This is a genomic window from Ningiella algicola, from assembly GCF_028401415.2.
Taxonomy (GTDB): Bacteria; Pseudomonadota; Gammaproteobacteria; order Enterobacterales; family Alteromonadaceae; genus Glaciecola.
Window position 1 is genome coordinate 4,458,606 of the sequence record NZ_CP171821.2, and the last position, 16,965, is coordinate 4,475,570.

The 16,965-nt window shown below is 45.1% G+C and carries 18 protein-coding genes and 1 other annotated feature; of the genes, 5 read left to right on the plus strand and 13 right to left on the minus strand.

All coding sequences use genetic code 11. From position 1 onward, the window contains the following. Nucleotide 1: 1 nt before the first annotated feature. Nucleotides 2–1,681, minus strand: a complete 1,680-nt coding sequence (locus tag PN836_RS19465) for a S8 family serine peptidase (RefSeq protein ID WP_395341580.1) — start codon at nucleotides 1,679–1,681, stop codon at nucleotides 2–4. Between the two features lie 385 nt (nucleotides 1,682–2,066). On the opposite strand from PN836_RS19465, the gene PN836_RS19470 reads away from it, so the two are divergent. Next, nucleotides 2,067–2,480, plus strand: coding sequence for a helix-turn-helix domain-containing protein (locus PN836_RS19470; RefSeq protein WP_395341582.1), 414 nt, complete (start codon nucleotides 2,067–2,069; stop codon nucleotides 2,478–2,480). 65 nt (nucleotides 2,481–2,545) lie between these two features. On the opposite strand, the gene PN836_RS19475 is transcribed toward PN836_RS19470, so the two are convergent. The 11 genes from PN836_RS19475 to PN836_RS19525 all read right to left on the minus strand — a co-directional run bounded on the left by PN836_RS19475 (nucleotide 2,546) and on the right by PN836_RS19525 (nucleotide 13,993). Continuing rightward, a complete protein-coding gene (locus PN836_RS19475; RefSeq protein ID WP_395341584.1) occupies nucleotides 2,546–3,568 on the minus strand; it encodes an aldose epimerase family protein in 1,023 nt (340 codons plus the stop codon). Between the two features lie 207 nt (nucleotides 3,569–3,775). Further along, a complete protein-coding gene (locus PN836_RS19480; protein WP_395345754.1) occupies nucleotides 3,776–4,222 on the minus strand; it encodes an Hsp20 family protein in 447 nt (148 codons plus the stop codon). 490 nt (nucleotides 4,223–4,712) lie between these two features. After that, on the minus strand, nucleotides 4,713–5,333 hold the full coding sequence (gene hisIE, locus PN836_RS19485) for a bifunctional phosphoribosyl-AMP cyclohydrolase/phosphoribosyl-ATP diphosphatase HisIE (RefSeq protein ID WP_395341586.1): 621 nt from the start codon (nucleotides 5,331–5,333) through the stop codon (nucleotides 4,713–4,715). 169 nt (nucleotides 5,334–5,502) lie between these two features. Then, entirely contained in the window at nucleotides 5,503–6,276 is a 774-nt protein-coding gene (gene hisF / locus PN836_RS19490; protein ID WP_395341589.1) for an imidazole glycerol phosphate synthase subunit HisF, read from the minus strand. Beyond that, nucleotides 6,258–6,995: a 1-(5-phosphoribosyl)-5-[(5-phosphoribosylamino)methylideneamino]imidazole-4-carboxamide isomerase gene (gene hisA, locus PN836_RS19495; protein ID WP_395341592.1), complete on the minus strand. Its 738-nt coding sequence runs from the start codon at nucleotides 6,993–6,995 to the stop codon at nucleotides 6,258–6,260. Before hisA ends, hisF begins: the two co-directional genes overlap by 19 nt. Before the next feature lie 11 nt (nucleotides 6,996–7,006). Next, complete coding sequence (gene hisH / locus PN836_RS19500; protein ID WP_395345756.1) at nucleotides 7,007–7,624, minus strand: imidazole glycerol phosphate synthase subunit HisH; 618 nt, start codon at nucleotides 7,622–7,624, stop codon at nucleotides 7,007–7,009. Between the two features lie 53 nt (nucleotides 7,625–7,677). Next, nucleotides 7,678–8,748, minus strand: a complete 1,071-nt coding sequence (gene hisB, locus PN836_RS19505; protein ID WP_395341594.1) for a bifunctional histidinol-phosphatase/imidazoleglycerol-phosphate dehydratase HisB — start codon at nucleotides 8,746–8,748, stop codon at nucleotides 7,678–7,680. Continuing rightward, nucleotides 8,745–9,869 (minus strand): histidinol-phosphate transaminase, encoded by a 1,125-nt coding sequence (hisC, locus tag PN836_RS19510; RefSeq protein ID WP_395341596.1) that lies wholly within the window; start codon nucleotides 9,867–9,869, stop codon nucleotides 8,745–8,747. Before hisC ends, hisB begins: the two co-directional genes overlap by 4 nt. Continuing rightward, on the minus strand, nucleotides 9,859–11,193 hold the full coding sequence (gene hisD, locus PN836_RS19515) for a histidinol dehydrogenase (protein ID WP_395345758.1): 1,335 nt from the start codon (nucleotides 11,191–11,193) through the stop codon (nucleotides 9,859–9,861). The genes hisC and hisD overlap by 11 nt, the downstream gene beginning before the upstream one ends. Before the next feature lie 45 nt (nucleotides 11,194–11,238). After that, nucleotides 11,239–12,138, minus strand: coding sequence for an ATP phosphoribosyltransferase (hisG, locus tag PN836_RS19520; protein ID WP_395341599.1), 900 nt, complete (start codon nucleotides 12,136–12,138; stop codon nucleotides 11,239–11,241). A 62-nt stretch (nucleotides 12,139–12,200) separates the two neighbouring features. After that, nucleotides 12,201–12,320, minus strand: a sequence feature (His leader region). A 221-nt stretch (nucleotides 12,321–12,541) separates the two neighbouring features. Further along, complete coding sequence (locus PN836_RS19525) at nucleotides 12,542–13,993, minus strand: endonuclease/exonuclease/phosphatase family protein (RefSeq protein ID WP_395341602.1); 1,452 nt, start codon at nucleotides 13,991–13,993, stop codon at nucleotides 12,542–12,544. A 110-nt stretch (nucleotides 13,994–14,103) separates the two neighbouring features. On the opposite strand from PN836_RS19525, the gene PN836_RS19530 reads away from it, so the two are divergent. Beyond that, a complete protein-coding gene (locus PN836_RS19530) occupies nucleotides 14,104–14,418 on the plus strand; it encodes an ArsR/SmtB family transcription factor (RefSeq protein WP_395341604.1) in 315 nt (104 codons plus the stop codon). Nucleotides 14,419–14,558: 140 nt separating this feature from the next. Here PN836_RS19530 and PN836_RS19535 read toward each other — a convergent pair whose 3' ends face one another. Then, nucleotides 14,559–15,095: a GNAT family N-acetyltransferase gene (locus PN836_RS19535; protein WP_395341607.1), complete on the minus strand. Its 537-nt coding sequence runs from the start codon at nucleotides 15,093–15,095 to the stop codon at nucleotides 14,559–14,561. Between the two features lie 288 nt (nucleotides 15,096–15,383). Here PN836_RS19535 and PN836_RS19540 point away from each other — a divergent pair, with 288 nt between their 5' ends. From PN836_RS19540 to PN836_RS19550, 3 genes are all read left to right on the plus strand, one after another. Beyond that, nucleotides 15,384–16,055 carry an acyloxyacyl hydrolase gene (locus PN836_RS19540; protein ID WP_395341610.1) on the plus strand — a complete coding sequence of 224 codons (672 nt, stop codon included), beginning with the start codon at nucleotides 15,384–15,386 and terminating at the stop codon, nucleotides 16,053–16,055. Between the two features lie 95 nt (nucleotides 16,056–16,150). Further along, a complete protein-coding gene (locus PN836_RS19545) occupies nucleotides 16,151–16,381 on the plus strand; it encodes a hypothetical protein (RefSeq protein WP_395341612.1) in 231 nt (76 codons plus the stop codon). 69 nt (nucleotides 16,382–16,450) lie between these two features. Further along, nucleotides 16,451–16,936 carry a hypothetical protein gene (locus PN836_RS19550; protein WP_395341614.1) on the plus strand — a complete coding sequence of 162 codons (486 nt, stop codon included), beginning with the start codon at nucleotides 16,451–16,453 and terminating at the stop codon, nucleotides 16,934–16,936. Nucleotides 16,937–16,965: the final 29 nt, after the last annotated feature.

Genomic DNA, 16,965 nt, shown 5'->3' on the forward strand with positions numbered 1-16,965 from the left:
TCTATTCATAACTATAGCGAAGCGTTACACCGCTGTAGGTGGAGTAAGCACGTATACCGATGTTCCATTCACCGCTTTGTGGATTGCTAATGGTACAAACTTCGTCATTTCCAGCTTCATATGGTCGACAATCATAACGATTGGTTTGCGGTGCTGAACCATATCTTAAGTACAAGTCAGCATCGCCGCTGCCGCCTGATATTCTCACGGTCATTGAAGATACGCCTGCAGGGATATCCCAAGTGTACCTAGCCCAGTTGTTTGTGCTTCCTGAAAGGTTATTAAGTTGTCCGCTAACAGGGGTAACACCACCGCCACCACCGCCGCCTGAATTACCATCACAACCGTTACTTTGAATAAAATCATAGGCATCACGTGCTTTAACAATCCCGTTACCGTATGAATTGTCTCTGCCCGAGCTACCCTTGTCTTTGGCAGTTACATTAAGCGCATTACGAATTTGTTCGTTGTCACACTGTAAAAAGAAACTCCAAACTAAGGCAGCAGCGCCAGCGACGTGTGGCGTTGCCATAGATGTACCGTTTATGGTTCGGTAAGTATTAACCGGCCAAGTTGACGTAACGCTACTTCCGGGTGCTGCAATTTCAACAGCATCATTAAATTGAGAGTAGGATGCGCGATTTTCGTTGGAATCTACGGCTGCGACCGACATAACTGATGAATAGGAAGCTGGGTAGGATTTGCTTGAAGTACCGTTATTGCCAGCTGCCGCAATTAGCATCATGCCATCATCAACAAAGCCCTGCATGGCGTTTCGTTCAGCGCTTGACGATGAACCACCGCCTAGACTCATATTGACCACGTTTGAACCGGCGTCTTGGCATTGATCTATTGCCGTTATAATGTCTGATGCAAAGGTCCAATCGCCATTATCATTGAATATTTTGACGATATGCATATTCACGCCAGGATATACACCCACCACACCCTCATTATTTGCAATCGCGCCTATTGTGCCTGCTACGTGCGTTCCGTGACCGTTTCCATCGTTGAACCAATTACCTACCTGTGAGTTGTTTGCCTGCCCGGTAACACCGTCATTTTGGTCTGGAAGATCTGGATGCCCGAGGTTATAGCCCGTATCAATTACGCAAACTTTGCGACGACCAGGATCATTTTGGTTAAGCGATTGAGCCTGCACCATGGTGATACCATAGGGTGTCGTTTCCGCCATCAAGTTTCGTCGTGGATCACGAGATACATAGTCTACATTTGGGTTTTGCGACAAGAGATACGCCGCTTTTGCATTCATGTTAGCGACAATCATATTGTGCTTATCAAGGGTACGCACTTTTGAAGCACCCGCCCCACGCAATATACTTGAAGCGACATCCTCCTTGAGCTTTCCATTAATTACCGCTTGTTGACCAGTAATTGCTTTGCTGCCGCCGGTTTTACTGGTGTTAGCTGAGCCGACTTTCGTCTCTTTGAATACCACCATATAGCGCTCGTTTTGAGCTGCGCTTCGGATTTGATTCTGTTCGTATTGGTTGTCTGGTAAGAGCGATTTCTTAGCTGTTTGGCTTTCTTGGGCTTGTAATGCCTTGTCTAAGGTGCTTGTCACTTCAATTGGTTCTTGCGTGGCAGCGGCAACGTTAAAAGCCAAAGCTGACAAAGCGAACGCGCCAAATGCACGGCGACGTGTTTGGATATGTACCATGATATATTCCTAAAATGTGATGCGAGGAGAGATTAAAGTGCGCATGTAATTATTAGAATGTTGCGCTAATTCAAGCTAAACCTAGCGCATATTTTTCGCAATGGTTTTACGCTATTCTGCAATGCTTAATGAGTGTCTATATGTCGTAGCTTTTCGCATACAGATGAAATTCTATGCTTTTTTAATCTAATAAATACAGTTGTTTAGATAATACTTTTTTTGTTTCGAATTGTTTACACCTGGTGATTTACGCAGGTGATCTGTGTAAGGAAGGGGCAGATTATTCGGTCTTAAGATGTGGATGTCGTGCACGTGTCGTGCTAATTTCGTCACCGACAAAAGGGATTTTCCTTAAGGTGAAGCTTCTCAAACACAAGGAGTGAAGATGATTATCAAAAAACTACGAGAAAAGCGAAATTGGTCTCAAGAGCAATTGGCAACAATGTGCGGATTAAGCACTCGCACCATTCAGCGAATTGAGTCAGGAAACAACGCGAGTCTCGAATCATTGAAATCACTTGCTTCGGTATTTGAGGTGGATATTTCAACTTTAACTAAGGAAATTACCGTGATAGATAAAGAATCAGCCCAGTGGAAAGCGCAGCCTTTATGGTTTCGATATCAATTTTTTGGCATCAAGAAAAAGCGCCATGCTCAAATTGGAGAATATGCTTTGATTCTCCTTGGATTATACTTGGCACTGTTAAGTGTAAATCCGCACATAGCATGGATAGCCTTTGTTGGCGCATATATATCAGCAAAGCTGAATCACCGGATGGATATCAATAGTTTGTGGTGATTGCGCTAATTGTTAGCTATTGGTCGATATTAATGACGAACGGCTTTGTATATTACGAAGCCGTTTTACAGATCAAAGAATGTGTAGCTTATTTCTTTTGAATAGGGCTTATTTGGCGCCACCCAATCTGTTTGAAAATGCGAATGATTGACCGAGTCAGGTAATCCCTGAGCCTCAAGTGCTATTGCAGCATATTTAGCCGGTAGATAATTACCCGTATATACCTGCATGCCGATGTGGTTGCTTGATATGCTAAGCCCTAGCTTATTTTTATGTGAAATAAGCCTAGCGCAGTTATGCGGATCATTTTGCTTTGTATTGCTACTTCGCTTGATTAGGTAACAATCATCAAAGTCTTTATAACGAAGCATTTCGCCAATTCTTTTCGAATTTAACCATGAATCACGATGGCTGACCCTGAGCACTCTCCCTGTGGGGATGCTTTGTCGATTTGTTTCCAGAAAGCCATCTGCATTAAGCTCAAGCTTGAGTTGATGAATGTCCCTTTCACCTAAATTAAAGTAAGTATGATTACACATATTGATTGGGCTGAGTCGGTCGCATGTCGCGCTAAACTCGATAGCAAGACGGTTGTCATGAAAAAGGGTATACACAACCGATGCGTCCAAATTACCCGCAAAGCCATTTTCGCCGTGCACAGAGTGAAGGATAAAGCATACGCTGTCGAAACCGGCCGTTTTACGATGATACTTAATGGTCCATTGGCGTTGTGAAAAGCCAGTTTTTCCGCCGTGGAGGATATTTTGACCTTCGTTTGCGTGAAGCTTAACTGTTTTATTTCCGGCTGCGTCATTAACGCTGTATTGAGCACCCCCTATGCGATTCGCAAACCGGCCGCATGTGGCACCTTTAAACGCGGCATCATTTATAATGTCGTAGTCAGCGCGGTCGCTTAGCGTCGCCTCTATCATTTTTCCATCCGCGTTAGGGATACGAATGCCGATGATGCGTGAGCCATAATCTACAAGCTGAACTTGCATATTGTTGCGATTTGTCAGCATCAATCGTTTTAGCGGTCGTTTTGGTTTTTCGCCTGAGTAATTATCTGAGAATGGCTGAGTGCTCATTGAAATATTGGCTAATGCGTTGTTCGGTATACTTTAGCATTGGCTAAGGACTTTGTCTTGATGGCGTAACTGCATGAATAAGCGCGGGTGCGAAAGTCAGGAAAATAAAAAAGGCGTTGTGTAATAAAAGCTGATGCTTTATACAAACGCCTATTTGGGAGACATCTTATATTTGGCTAGCGTCTGATGACGCTAGCCAATTTGCTATTAGCTGTTTTCTATCAGCTTACTGCCAATTTCGATGCGCTTTGGCTTTTGCGCTTCTGGGATTTTTCGCTCAAGATCAATGTGCAATAATCCGTGCTCAAGGTCTGCAGCGAGTACCTTTACATTGTCACCCAGCTGGAATTTGCGCTCAAAGTTGCGCTCGGAAATTCCTTTGTGTAAAAATTTACGCTCTTCTTCAGTTTTGTTGGCGTCGGTTTTTGAACCAACAACTTTGAGCGTATTCTCCTGCACTTCAATACTGACTTCGTCTTTTGCAAAACCCGCCACCGCCATGGTAATACGGTATTTATCATCGGCAATAAGCTCGATGTTATATGGTGGATATGCCGTTTGCTTTTCTTGACGAGTGGCTGCATCAATCATAGATGCTAAGTGGTCTGAACCAATAAATGAACGGTAAAGTGGAGATAGATCAATAGTACGCATAGTCATATTCTTCCTATTAAGCAATATGTTTAAATTAAATAAGGTTCGCATGATGTGAACCTAAACTCACCCCGACCATTCGGCGGTAAGCTTTTTGTTTATCGACCCTTTCGGCGCCGACAATTTATATATCGGGATTGTGCTTAGATTTTCAAGAAAAAACTTGTAAAATGTAGTGAGTTTATTTTTATCTAATTGATCTATAAGTAAAAGTTTTATGTTGTTTTGAGTGGAGTTCCGCAAAGCGAGTCAGGCAGGAGGGGGTTAGCTGTTGAAAACCGCTGCGAGCCCGTCCTTGGGCGCTCGACGAAATCTTCCCTGATTTCGACGTTTTCAACAGCTAACCCCCTCCTGCCTGACGCGCTTTGCGGGCTTTTAAGCGCTACATGTATGATTTAGGCATTTCGTTCGGGGGCTTGTTACGATCTACAGCAAAGAACACTAGGCACTTCTAACTCTGTCTTCTCAAAATTACTTATCCAGGTTCGGGTTACTTATCGTGCCTTTGTTTAAGCACGTCAATAGTATCCGCAAGCGACAGACCGCTAGCTTGCAGCAGCACAATCAAATGATAAAGGAGGTCAGCCGACTCGTTTTTCAGCTCATCTAAATCCTTTACAGTGGCGGCAAGCGCTGTTTCAACGCCTTCCTCTCCCACTTTTTGAGCAATGCGTTTAATTCCTTTTTGATATAAGAATGCGGTGTAACTGGATTCTGGATCGCCGCCTTTACGATCAGACAAAATCTGCTCTAATTCTGCCAAAAAGCTAAAGTCAGGGCTTTGCGCATCGTCCCAGCAAGAAGTCGTTCCCTTATGGCAGGTTGGGCCATTCGCATTAGCGATAGCTAGGATGCTGTCTACATCACAGTCCGCAGAAATGTCTACAAGCTCAAGGGTGTTGCCAGAAGTCTCTCCTTTGGTCCACAAACGCTGTTTGCTGCGGCTGAAAAAAGTCACTTTGCCGCTGCTAAGCGTTGTATTAAGCGCTTCTGCATTCATATAGCCTTGCATTAGGACAGTGCCAGAAGTCGCATCTTGGACAATACATGGCAACAATCCCTCTCCCTTTTCCCATGCAAGATGGTCTATATTATCTAAGCTAAGTTTCATATTAAGTGCTGCGTCCTTGTGGGTGGTTTGAATATCTTGCATATGAATCGAAAAAATAAATGACCCAACACAAGCGGTCAAGGGCGTTGAGTTATGTAAGTTCGGTTCAAGGTATGCCGTTGTGTGTTTTTGTACACATTGAGAAACTTATCTGCACAAAAAAACGCCGCTACACGCGGATGGCTATGCCTTGCTCCCTTAAGTAGGCTTTGAGCGCCTGTATCTCGATCACTGACTTATGAAATACAGAGGCCGCTAAAGCGCCATCGACATCGGCTAATTTAAATACATCATTAAAGTGTTGCATTTCACCTGCGCCGCCAGACGCAATTAAGGGTACACCACAAGCACTTCGAATTTCACTTAACTGCGCAATATCGTAGCCTTTACGCACGCCGTCTTGATTCATGCAATTTAGCACAATCTCGCCTGCACCGCGCGCTTGTACCTCTTTAACCCAGTCGATGGTTTGCCATTTTGTTTTTTGAGTGCGGCTTTCATCACCGGTAAATTGATACACTTCGTATTGCTTAGTTTCGTCGTTAAAATAGCTATCGATACCAATGACGACGCATTGCTGACCGTAGGTGTTATATAAATCGGTAATCAAATCGGGATTGCTAAGGGCAGGGCTGTTTACGGATATTTTGTCAGCGCCCATTTCTAAAATCACGCCAGCTTGTTCAACTGTTTTGATACCGCCCGCCACACAAAAAGGGATGTCGATGACTTGGGCTATTTTGCTCACCCAGCTTTTGTCCACAACGCGTTGGTCGCTAGATGCCGTAATATCGTAAAAGACTAATTCGTCCGCGCCAGCCTCGGCGTACTTTTGCGCAAGCGGTACGATGTCACCAATTATTTCATGGTTGCGAAACTGAACGCCTTTTACCACAAGGCCATCTCGCACATCTAAACAGGGAATTATTCGCCGTGCCAGCATTCGATAGCCTCCTCTAAAGTGAACTTACCTTCGAGTAATGCTCGCCCTAAAATCACGCCTTGCACTTTTGTAGGGATTAAATTTTTGATATCTCCCAAGCTGCCGATGCCCCCCGAGGCTTGCCATTGAATCTGTGGATATTGCGCTACAAGCTCTGCGTACAGTGATTCATTTGCTCCTTTAAGCGTGCCGTCGCGGCTGATATCGGTGCAAAGCACGTGCTTAAGGCCTACCTTAGAATAAAAGGCAATAAGCTCGTCGATGCTCACGCCCGAATCTTTTTGCCATCCATGTGTGGCGACAAATTTGTTGCCGCTTTCATCGATATTTACGTCAAGCGCCAATACAATATGATCGCTACCGTAAGTGTTGAACCAACTTGCCACTTCATCCCGATCTGACACCGCTTTTGAGCCAATGACAACTCGCTCAACACCCGACTCCAATAGACCTTTGACATCAGCTTCACGGCGGATACCGCCACCGCTTTGAAAGCGCATTAGGCCCGTTTTGACCATGGTGCTGATCAGCGGCAGCTGTCTTTTACTCGTGTCTTTAGCGCCGGTCAAATCAACAATATGAAGCATGCTAGCGCCGGCGCTCGCGTAGGTCTTGACCACGTCAATAGGGTCAAGCTTGTATTCAGTAGTTTGCGCATAATCGCCCTGATATAAACGCACGACTTTGCCGTCAATCAGGTCAATAGCGGGAATGATCATAGCGGGCCTGCCTAAATGTTTAAAAAGTTACAAAGTAATTGTGCGCCAGCATCTGCGCTGCGTTCAGGGTGAAATTGCACGCCGTAGAAGTTGTTTTTATGAATAGCTGCGCTAAAGCGCTGACCATAGTCGCAACAAGCAAGGGTATGCTCGTATTCATCCACCGCATAGCTATGCACAAAATAAAAATGTGCGCCATCGTCGATACCCTTAAACAATGGATTATTTGGCTTTGAATATACCTGATTCCAACCCATGTGCGGAATTCTTAATTCATTCACCTGCATGCGTTTTACTTGGCCGGGAACTAAATTTAAGCATGCAGTTTCGTCTGTGTTTCCAAAGTCGTTCTCTTCAGACGATTGCACCATAATTTGCATGCCTAAACACACACCAAGCACAGGTTGGTCAAGGTTTTGGATGCATTGCAAGAGCCCTTTAGACTTTATGCTATTCATGGCCGCAGGCGCGCTGCCAACACCCGGCAGAATCAGTCGGTCTGCTTTGGCAATACTATTGACGTCATCGGTAACGGTGACCTGAGAGCCCAAGCGTTCAAACGCAAAGCGCACCGATGATATGTTTGCACAGCCAGTATTAATAATCGTGATAGGCTTGCGAGCCGACATCTGTTTGCTTGCCAAATCAGCTGAGTTTGAAGATTCGTTTTCCATGTTAGCCTCTACAGCGTCCCTTTTGAACTTGGCATTGCATCGCCTTGTTTGCTAATAGCTTGACGAAGTGCACGTCCAAACACTTTGAATAAGCTTTCTACCTGATGGTGAGCATTGCCTTCAGTGGTTGACAGGTGCAGCGATAAACCCATTGATTGCGCAATAGAATAGAAGAAATGCGGCACCATTTCAGTGGCCATTTCACCCACCGACTCGCGGGTGAACTGAGCGTTAAACTCAAGGTGCGGTCGATTGGAAATATCTAAGATACATTCCGCTCGGCATTCATCCATAGGCAAAGCAAAGCCAAAACGTGCGATACCTCGCTTGTTTCCTAAGGCTTTCTTGAGCGCATCGCCAAGCGCAAGTGCGGTGTCTTCAACACTGTGGTGGTCGTCTATGTGCAAATCACCATTCACTTGCAAGTTGAGATAGAAGCCACCATGGGTTGCGATTTGGTCCAGCATATGGTCAAAAAAGCCGATGCCGGTGCCAATGTCAGACTTATCCTGACTATCTAAATTTACCTCTACGAGAATATCAGTTTCTGAGGTTTGGCGAGTTACGCGGGCGGTGCGTGGCGCTAGCGTGAGCTGTTTTACAATCGCGTCCCAGTTCAACTTTTCAGGATGATATCGAATGCCTTCAATGCCCATGTTTTCAGCTAACTGAATGTCGGTTTCTCTGTCGCCAATCACGTAAGACTTTGCAAAGTCGACTTTACCTTCTTGTAAATACGCTTTCACCAAACCTAAGTGCGGTTTGCGACAGGCACAGTTATCTTCCGGGAAGTGTGGGCAAATTAAAACCTCATCAAAATGAATGCCCTGACTGGTAAATAGGTTCATCATAGCAGTGTGCGGCGCCTCAAAGTCTGCTTGAGGGAAGCTGTTGGTGCCAAGGCCGTCTTGGTTTGACACCATGACAAGACGAAAGCCAGCATTTTGCAAGCTAAGCAATGCAGGGATAACACTAGGCTCAAATGCGAGTTTTTCTAAGCTGTCTAGCTGCTTATCAACGGGAGGCTCTTCTACAAGAGTGCCGTCTCGGTCAATAAATAGAATCGCTTGCTGGCTCATGCCGCTTTCCTTTTGAAAAAATCGTTAATTAAGTGAATTAAAGCGTGGTTTTCCTTTTCGCTACCAACAGTAATTCGTAAGCAGTTATGCAGGCTGATCTGTTTGCTCTGATTGCGAATGATCATATCGTGATCAACCAAATAATCCATGAGTTCGGCGTTTGCTTCATGTCTAAATAAAACAAAATTCGCTTTTGTGTCGCCGACAATTTCCACTTCACCGTGTTGTTGTAAAGCGTCTGTTATGAAAACCATTCCTGCTTGCAAATCCTGCACTCTATTGCGCATATGAGCAATACCACTTTCTGAAAGCGCCGAAGTCGCAATTTGCGCAACTGGAGCAGGTACCGGATAGGGCGCAATAACTTTCATCAGCACTTTTGCAATAATTGGATTGCTTAGCACAAATCCACAGCGAATGCCTGCTAAAGCAAAGGCCTTTGAAAGCGTGCGCAATATTACTAAATTATCAAACTGCGCCAGCAAGTTTGTTTTTGCATGTTCAGCATCAAACTCAATGTAAGCCTCATCCAATACCACAACTGCTTTGTTTTTAAACATGTTAAGCACGGCAATCACATCATCTTCAGATAAGCGCGTGCCGGTAGGATTATTTGGCGAGCACAAAAATACCACTTTTACTTTGTCGACGTATTGTTCTATGGCCTGTAGATCCAGACTAAAATCTGGCTTAAGCTGCGCCTTTTCAACGCCAACATTGAAGGTTTGAGCGCTGATGGCATACATACCGTAAGTTGGCGGACAAATGAGAACGCTGTCTTTTCCGGCATCGCAAAATCCGCGAATAATAAGCTCAATACCCTCATCCGCGCCACGAGTGGTGATGACTTGTCGATTCTCAAGGCCGCAATAGCTCGCATAGGCACTAATTAACTCCTCTGGCTGGCAGTCGGGGTAGCGATTGAACACTTCGCTGTTTACCCTAAACTCATCTGCAACAGGCGCTTCATTCGCATTTAGCCAAACCTGTGAATTTGCATCGCCAGACTTGGTGCTGGCCGAAAACAAGCGTCGAGCTGATTCATAAGGCCTTAAGCGCTTTACATGCTCGGTCGTAAGCGCATCAATCCATGTGTTTGCTGGCGTGTTTCTATTGTCCATCCTTGCCACTCCTTTGCTTATTGCCTTCTAAGGAGCCAAGTGCTTCAAGGCGCAATGCGACGGCGCGCTTATGTGCATCCAGACCTTCAGCTTGTGCCAAGGACATGATCGCAGGCCCAATGTTTTGAATACCCTGCTCGGATAACTCCTGCACGGTGAAGCGTCGCATAAAATCAAGTAAACCAAGGCTAGAATAATTGCGCGCATAGCCATAAGTGGGCAAAACGTGATTGGTGCCGCTGGCGTAGTCGCCAGCAGATTCTGGCGAATATGCGCCCAAGAAAATACTGCCGGCATGTTTCAATTCACCTAAAAGCGCTCGCGCGTTTTCTGTCTGCACAATTAAATGCTCAGCAGCATAGGCATTGCTCACCTTCACTGCTTCATCTAAATCAGTGGTTAAGATAAAACGACTGTTCGCAATTGACTGCTGGGCAATGGTTTTTCGCGAAAGTGTGGCAAGCTGATGCAACACTTGCTGTTGAGTTGCTTTAATCAATGCTTCGCTGTTGCTGACTAAGACGGCTTGCGAGTCTGGCCCATGCTCGGCTTGTGAGAGCAAATCAGAGGCTACAAAGCTTGGGTTTGCATGCTCATCAGCCAATACTAGCACTTCAGAGGGACCTGCAGGCATATCAATAGCTGCACCATCAACGCGTTGGCTGACTTGTTGTTTTGCTTCGGTCACAAAACTATTTCCTGGCCCATAGATTTTATCGACTTTAGGAATCGTTTGCGTACCGAAGGCCATTGCCGCGATAGCTTGCGCACCGCCACATAAATAAATATGCTCAATCCCGCATTTGCTTGCTGCATAAAGAATTTCTGGGGCGACCGTGCCTTGAACCGATGGCGGCGTACACAAAATGGGTAACTCACAGCCTGCTACCTGCGCACACACGCCTAACATTAATACGGTAGAAGGTAATGGTGCACTGCCACCTGGAACGTACAATCCCACCCGCGAAATGGCTACATGCTTTTGTTCGCAAAGCACTCCAGGCTGAGTTTCAAGCGAAATATCTGCCGGGCGCTGTGCTTCATGAAAGCGGTAGATGTTTGAATACGCTAAATCGATTGCTTGTTTGACGTCAGCGCTTACCAGTGTTTGTGCCTGCTCTATGTGCTCAACAGGCAAGCGAAGATTTGCAAGGTCGGCGCCATCAAACTCTTTGGTGTATGCCAATACAGCCTGGTCTTTTTCGCTGAGAACTTTTGTAACAATTTTATTCACGGTGTCGCTTAGCAACACGCTGTCTTTCAGGGCGGGGCGAGCAAGTGACAGCTGTTTATCTTCATCAGACAGACTTGTCCAGTTGATGATTTGGCTAATGCCCAGTGTGTTATCAGCAGACTCATTCATTTTGCGCTATCCCATCATCTTTTCAATCGGCATTACTAGAATAGAGCTGCAGCCGAGGGCTTTGAGCTTTTCCATGGTTTCCCAAAAAAGGGTTTCGGAGCTCACGACATGCACCGCGACTCTGTCATCATGACCCGATAAGGGCAATACGGTTGGGTTTTCTGCGCCGGGGAGCAGACTTTTCACTTGCTCCAGATAGCTGGTAGGTGCGTGAAGCATGATGTACTTACTTTCCTTCGCCTGCAGTACGCCGTCAATTCTGGGTAATAAGCGCGAGACCAACGCATGTTTTTCTGCGCTTAGGCCTTCTGATTTTTGAATCAATACTGCCTTTGACTGAAATACTTCATCTTGCTCAGTGAGGCCATTGGCTTCTAGAGTTGCGCCAGTGGACACCAAATCACAAATTGCATCTGCTACACCAGCACGCGGGGCGACTTCTACCGAGCCTGTCAGCATGACAGCTTTCGCATTGACATTTTGTTGTTCAAAAAAGCGCTCCAGCAGGAATGGGTAGGTCGTCGCCACTTTTTTACCTTCGAGAGACTTCACTGATGAATAGTCCATTTCAGTGGGTACGGCAATGGACAAACGGCAGCCACCATAATCCATGCGACGAAGCGTCTTATATTCGTATTGTTTGCCAGAGGCTTTGCGCTCCAGCATTTTTTCTTCCAGTTCATTTTCGCCAATAAAACCCAAGTCAACCACACCGTCCATCACTAAACCGGGAATGTCGTCGTCGCGCACGCGCAAAAGGTCAATGGGCTGATTGGTAGAATGCGCAATGAGTAAGCGGTCACGAATTTGAAGTTTGATGCCGATGGCCTTGAGAACGGCTATGCTATCGTCACTTAAACGCCCTGATTTTTGAACTGCAATGCGTAGTCTGGAGTTGTCGCTCATGTTTTGTCCTTTTATGCGCTTTCGCGTTTTGCGTATCTTTATCGTTTATATTCAGGGGGAATAAGTAAAAACCCCCGAAAGTTTCCTTCCGAGGGCTTCAAATTTCTTCATTCGCCAGCTTGGAAGGGCCATACCTTCCAAGCACATACCTGAAAGGTTATGTGTTGTGGTGGTGATGAATGAAATTTGTATTTAGCATGTATGAGACTCTGGCTTATTGGTGCTCATTTGTTTATGGCGCAAATAGTATATAAACGCACAGGCTTAATCAATAGTTGGGATGGAATAACTTATTTGCGAAACACTATTTTTTACTACCCGCAACCCTCTTCGTACGCGATTTTATATCGCGGTAAATGCTTTTAGCAGTTTTAAGAGCACCTTGCGTAAAACTTAACAACTGTCAATTTAGTGCCACCGTCACCCAGACCAATCGGTGATCTGACGACACCTCTTTGTCAGTGCCACGGTCGCCAACGCGTGAGTCATTGAGCAGTAATCGCCCCGGCTCGCCTTCTGCGGGCCAATACACACCTGAATCTATGACTTGTAGATCAGCAGAAGGGACGCTGTAGTCAGCACGTGAGCCAAAGGTAGCGGTGCGAATACTTGGATGCGGATGTCCGCGCCTGTTGGGTTCCTGCGCGCCGCCAGATGAAATCGGAAGATGCTCGCCGTTAATGCGCGAAACGGCTTGATTCACACGGGGGTGAAACATCAAGTCTTGGATACCGTTAAATCGCTCATCGGTGGTTCGGCCCCATACAGTATCAGCGTTTTGGTCGCCCATTATCACAAAACTTTTATCACCCAATCCGCCATAGATACCGTTGTCGTCATATAACATATCGCCGCCGGTAATATAGTGAAGCCAAAATAGGTTTTCCGCGCTGTTTCGATATTTATTATTATCGCTGAACGTGTCAAATGCCGGTGGTGTAGGGTGTGAGAGAAGTGCGTGAATGGTCTTAATACCGGATGATGTGGGAATATTAATAGGCGCATCCACGTGATTTTTGGAAGAGAGCCTGATGTTTTGCCATTCATCGGCAGAAAACCAGGTGTCGCCACAACGCATACCTTCAGGTAGCTTTCGTTCACTTGAGCATACATTGATGGTGGGATTTATTGGGCGCTCATCGCCACTGAGTAAGTCTTTGCGTTTAAAACCTTGGAAGGTGCGTGTTTCAGATTTATCAATCTCATATTTCGACATTAATGCGAAGGCATAATGCCCGTGGTAATAGCCAAATCCATAAGCGTTGTTTGGATTAATAGGATCATAGCCGGAATCGCTGTTGGCTAAGTTCATGCCTGAGGGCAGGCCTGTATTTGTCGCATAGCTTTCAAGAAAGGGGTAGATGATAGGCTCAAGCATATCGCCGCCGTCCACGCTATTCATGCTTTGACTGATGGATAAATAGTTTTTCTGAAAGCCCATGAGTGCAGACAGATTCTCGCCCGTTCCATCGTTGTTAAATTCATTGAGTAAGAGCACATCTGGACGCACTATTTGAATAATCGCCGCGACGTTCCGTATTTGAATGATGCGTTCGGCTAGCAAGTGTTCTTGACGATATTTATGCTCGTTAAGTCCGCCTGCCTTCCATGAATCAATGAGCGCCTGTTGCCGAGCGTGGGGCATATTCATAAAGGTCACCCACTGCTCAAAATGTTCACTCGGGTCGCGGTCATGTGCAAAGGACACATTAAATGCAGCAAACTTTACGCTATTCGCGCTTTTGAAAGAGGGCGTAGCTTGCCTTCCTGTGCTTTGTGCCGTGGGTGCCTTGCAAGCTGCAATTATAAGGGAAAGTGCGATTATTAGCGCTAGGTGCGGGGTCAGAGTTTTCATTTAGTTCGCAATAAAAATAAAAGTATCACCGTAAAGTATAGACCTAAGCAGTATTCTCGTTAAATTAATAATTAAGTTGCATATTTGCAAAAATATGCAATAGTTAGCATATGAAAGATAACAAATTTAACGAAACAGTGGAGCTGCTAAAGGCTTTGGGAGAGTTTAATCGTCTCTCAATTGTTTATCGATTGTGTGAATGCCAAACGCCTCAAAACGCTATGTGCTTATGTGATTGTTGCAGCGTTGATGCTTCTGTCGCGTCGAGACATTTAAAAACCTTGGCACAAGCCGGGATTTTAAAATCTGAAAAAAAAGGGCGCGAAAAAACTTACGTGTTAGACAGGGTAAACGTGGCAAGAGAGTTGAGAGCGCTTGCCGATAAAATAGAAGCCAAGACATGCGAGACATGTGTAGAGCTTTAGTGTAAACCGGAGAGACAAGATGACTGAAAAAAAATGTAAGTGTGATTGCAAAAAAGCAGAGTGCTGTGAAAAGAAAACTTGTGAGTGCTGCAAAAAGTCCTGCTGTTGTTAAAGTAACTCGATTTAACATGCTGGTTTGACTACCAATAAGCTTGATTGTTGAATGGTTTTACGCATGTTGGACGGTCGGAAATAGCTCGGATAGCTTGCTCCGTTAATGATTGAGCGAGCCAACCATGTGGCATTGAAAGCGTCAGTGGAGCTTGAATGATACTTTCGGAAAGTGCCTGAAATCCTAGCTTTGAATAGAACCCCGGGTCGCCGTAGGTTACCGTTACTGCAACAGAGCGATTTGCCAATTCCGTCAGTCCATACCGTATAAGCGATTGCCCGACTCCAATACCTTGGTGCTCAGCACTGACTGCTACAGGCGCGAGCATATATACTAAGGTAGGCTCGTCAAACATGAGGCGCGTGAAAAAAATGGAGCCTATCAAAGACTTATTTTCGTATGCGCCCAAGCAAAGTATGTCGGTATTATCGATATTAGATGCGAGCTCTAGTGAAAGTTCACCTACCATTTTCCCTTCTTCGTCCCCCTCAGCTGCGCTGAAAGCATTGGTAAAGAGAGCTTGAACCTCAAACTTTTCGCTCGTATTAAGAAGCCTAAAAATCATTGCTTGTCCTGTGTGAATGTACTGATAAACATGCTTTAGCCGCTGACTAATTGTCACGCTGCCGCTTCAATTACGGCGGAACCCTAAAATCAATACCCGCAATTAAAATTGTGCTGGCGACATGCATATGTGTATCATCGCACTACATGAATTTTGGGTACAAGCAAAATGGCATCACGCCTAACTCAATAGTTGCACAATAAACACCTTAGAAGGTGATGCGGCGTAACAAACGCGCTAGGTAAATCACTCAAGCACTGAACAAGTTAAATTAAAATAAGAAATCCATTGAATACACTCACACGAACACTGAATGAAGTGCAAGGCAGTTACATCGCTGAGCATTATAAAAACGCATCGCGCTTTACTTTGAAACTTAGCTGTTTCTCTATATGTTTGCTGATTGCAAGCGTCTTAACAAGTACAAGCGTTTACTCTCAGGAGCAGAACACTGAGTTTGATAGCCCCTTCAGCCGCTCAGAAATAAGCCTCTCAGTCGCAGAAGGAAAGTCTCGCTGGGATTTTCCGAACCGTGGCCAACTCAATTCAACTGCATTTCGACTGGCATATGTCTACACCACCGACATGCAGTGGCAATTCGGGGAAGACAGCACGCTGCGGCTCGAATTGGAAGCGGGAGCACATCATTGGAAAGATCCTTGGCTAGACGAAGATAAAACCGGTGTTTTCGTTAACCCTATGTGGCGTTATTATTTTACTGCATTCACGCAAAGACTATATTTTGGCGCGGGGATCGGGTTGGCCTATTCGAATGACGATGAGTTGATTGACAGAAAATTAGGTTCGCGGTTTTTATTTGAAGACAGGCTCGAAGCTGGCATTGTGCTGGCTAAGCGGCATCGAGTTTCTGTGAGCGTTAATCATTATTCTAATGCAAACCTTGCAGATATTAATCATGGCGTTAATTTTTACTTTTTCAATTATGCTTACCGATTGTAGTTTCTGGTCTACAATTAGAGCAATGGTTAACTCCGGCGTTTTTGCTTAAGCGTCGAGCGGTGTTAGCGCTCGTAAAAATGAAGTAAGGTACATGCGTGAATAATCCATTTAAAGCACTTAACCAAAAGGTTAAAACTGCAATTAGAAACAAAGCTATTGATCGGGCGAAAACACGCATCGTGCTAATGCAAAAACGACCTGAAGATTTCTCTCCTGATGAATTAGAAGTTATCGTTCAAGAGGAAGAAGGTAAGCTTTACTCTGCAATTAAAGAGAAGGGGCTTTTAGCTGTGCTTGCCGTTTTAGGTTTCAATATCTTTGGTTAGGGGGACCCAATTTGTCCGTGTTCAGTGCGCGGTAAAATTTAAAGCACAGAGCAAAGAGGCGGAGGGAAAATGAATAAATTAATCAACATTGTACTATCCGGTTTGCTTTGGCGTCGCTACAAGTTTTTGCTGGTCAGCCTAATTTTATTGATCTTATTTGTATTTATAGCTGGTCAGATTCACCAAGACTATTTGGCCTACGCGCAAAGTACCGAAAATGTCTCTGTAGGGTGGTCGTTTGCGGTGAAATGGACGTCTTGGATTGTGGCGCTTCTACTGTTTTTCGGTGTGAATCATTTGCACAATAAGCGCAAGCAAAAACAAGCTGATTTAGAGGGGAATAATTCTGCACTCTCTCGAATTATGGCATGGAAGAAACAATCAAAAAGCAACGAACTTCCCTCCAAGCCAAATAATAGGCAAAGGTCAGGGCAAGACGCCAATGATGGAAAGCAACACGATCCTTTTGCTCACCTTAGAACAAAAGACAAGTTAAGGAGCTACGGTGATATTCTTATCGAAAGTCATGAAGACGATACAAAAAAACGCAATTAGCGGTATCGTATTATGAGCGTCACTGCATA

Bases quoted from the DNA above. Each gene is read 5' to 3' on its own strand.
- PN836_RS19465 (WP_395341580.1), bottom strand. From the start codon at position 1,681: ATGGTACATATCCAAACACGTCGCCGTGCATTTGGCGCGTTCGCTTTG.
- PN836_RS19470 (WP_395341582.1), top strand. From the start codon at position 2,067: ATGATTATCAAAAAACTACGAGAAAAGCGAAATTGGTCTCAAGAGCAA.
- PN836_RS19475 (WP_395341584.1), bottom strand. From the start codon at position 3,568: ATGAGCACTCAGCCATTCTCAGATAATTACTCAGGCGAAAAACCAAAA.
- PN836_RS19480 (WP_395345754.1), bottom strand. From the start codon at position 4,222: ATGCGTACTATTGATCTATCTCCACTTTACCGTTCATTTATTGGTTCA.
- hisIE (WP_395341586.1), bottom strand. From the start codon at position 5,333: ATGAAACTTAGCTTAGATAATATAGACCATCTTGCATGGGAAAAGGGA.
- hisF (WP_395341589.1), bottom strand. From the start codon at position 6,276: ATGCTGGCACGGCGAATAATTCCCTGTTTAGATGTGCGAGATGGCCTT.
- hisA (WP_395341592.1), bottom strand. From the start codon at position 6,995: ATGATCATTCCCGCTATTGACCTGATTGACGGCAAAGTCGTGCGTTTA.
- hisH (WP_395345756.1), bottom strand. From the start codon at position 7,624: ATGTCGGCTCGCAAGCCTATCACGATTATTAATACTGGCTGTGCAAAC.
- hisB (WP_395341594.1), bottom strand. From the start codon at position 8,748: ATGAGCCAGCAAGCGATTCTATTTATTGACCGAGACGGCACTCTTGTA.
- hisC (WP_395341596.1), bottom strand. From the start codon at position 9,869: ATGGACAATAGAAACACGCCAGCAAACACATGGATTGATGCGCTTACG.
- hisG (WP_395341599.1), bottom strand. From the start codon at position 12,138: ATGAGCGACAACTCCAGACTACGCATTGCAGTTCAAAAATCAGGGCGT.
- PN836_RS19525 (WP_395341602.1), bottom strand. From the start codon at position 13,993: ATGAAAACTCTGACCCCGCACCTAGCGCTAATAATCGCACTTTCCCTT.
- PN836_RS19530 (WP_395341604.1), top strand. From the start codon at position 14,104: ATGAAAGATAACAAATTTAACGAAACAGTGGAGCTGCTAAAGGCTTTG.
- PN836_RS19535 (WP_395341607.1), bottom strand. From the start codon at position 15,095: ATGATTTTTAGGCTTCTTAATACGAGCGAAAAGTTTGAGGTTCAAGCT.
- PN836_RS19550 (WP_395341614.1), top strand. From the start codon at position 16,451: ATGAATAAATTAATCAACATTGTACTATCCGGTTTGCTTTGGCGTCGC.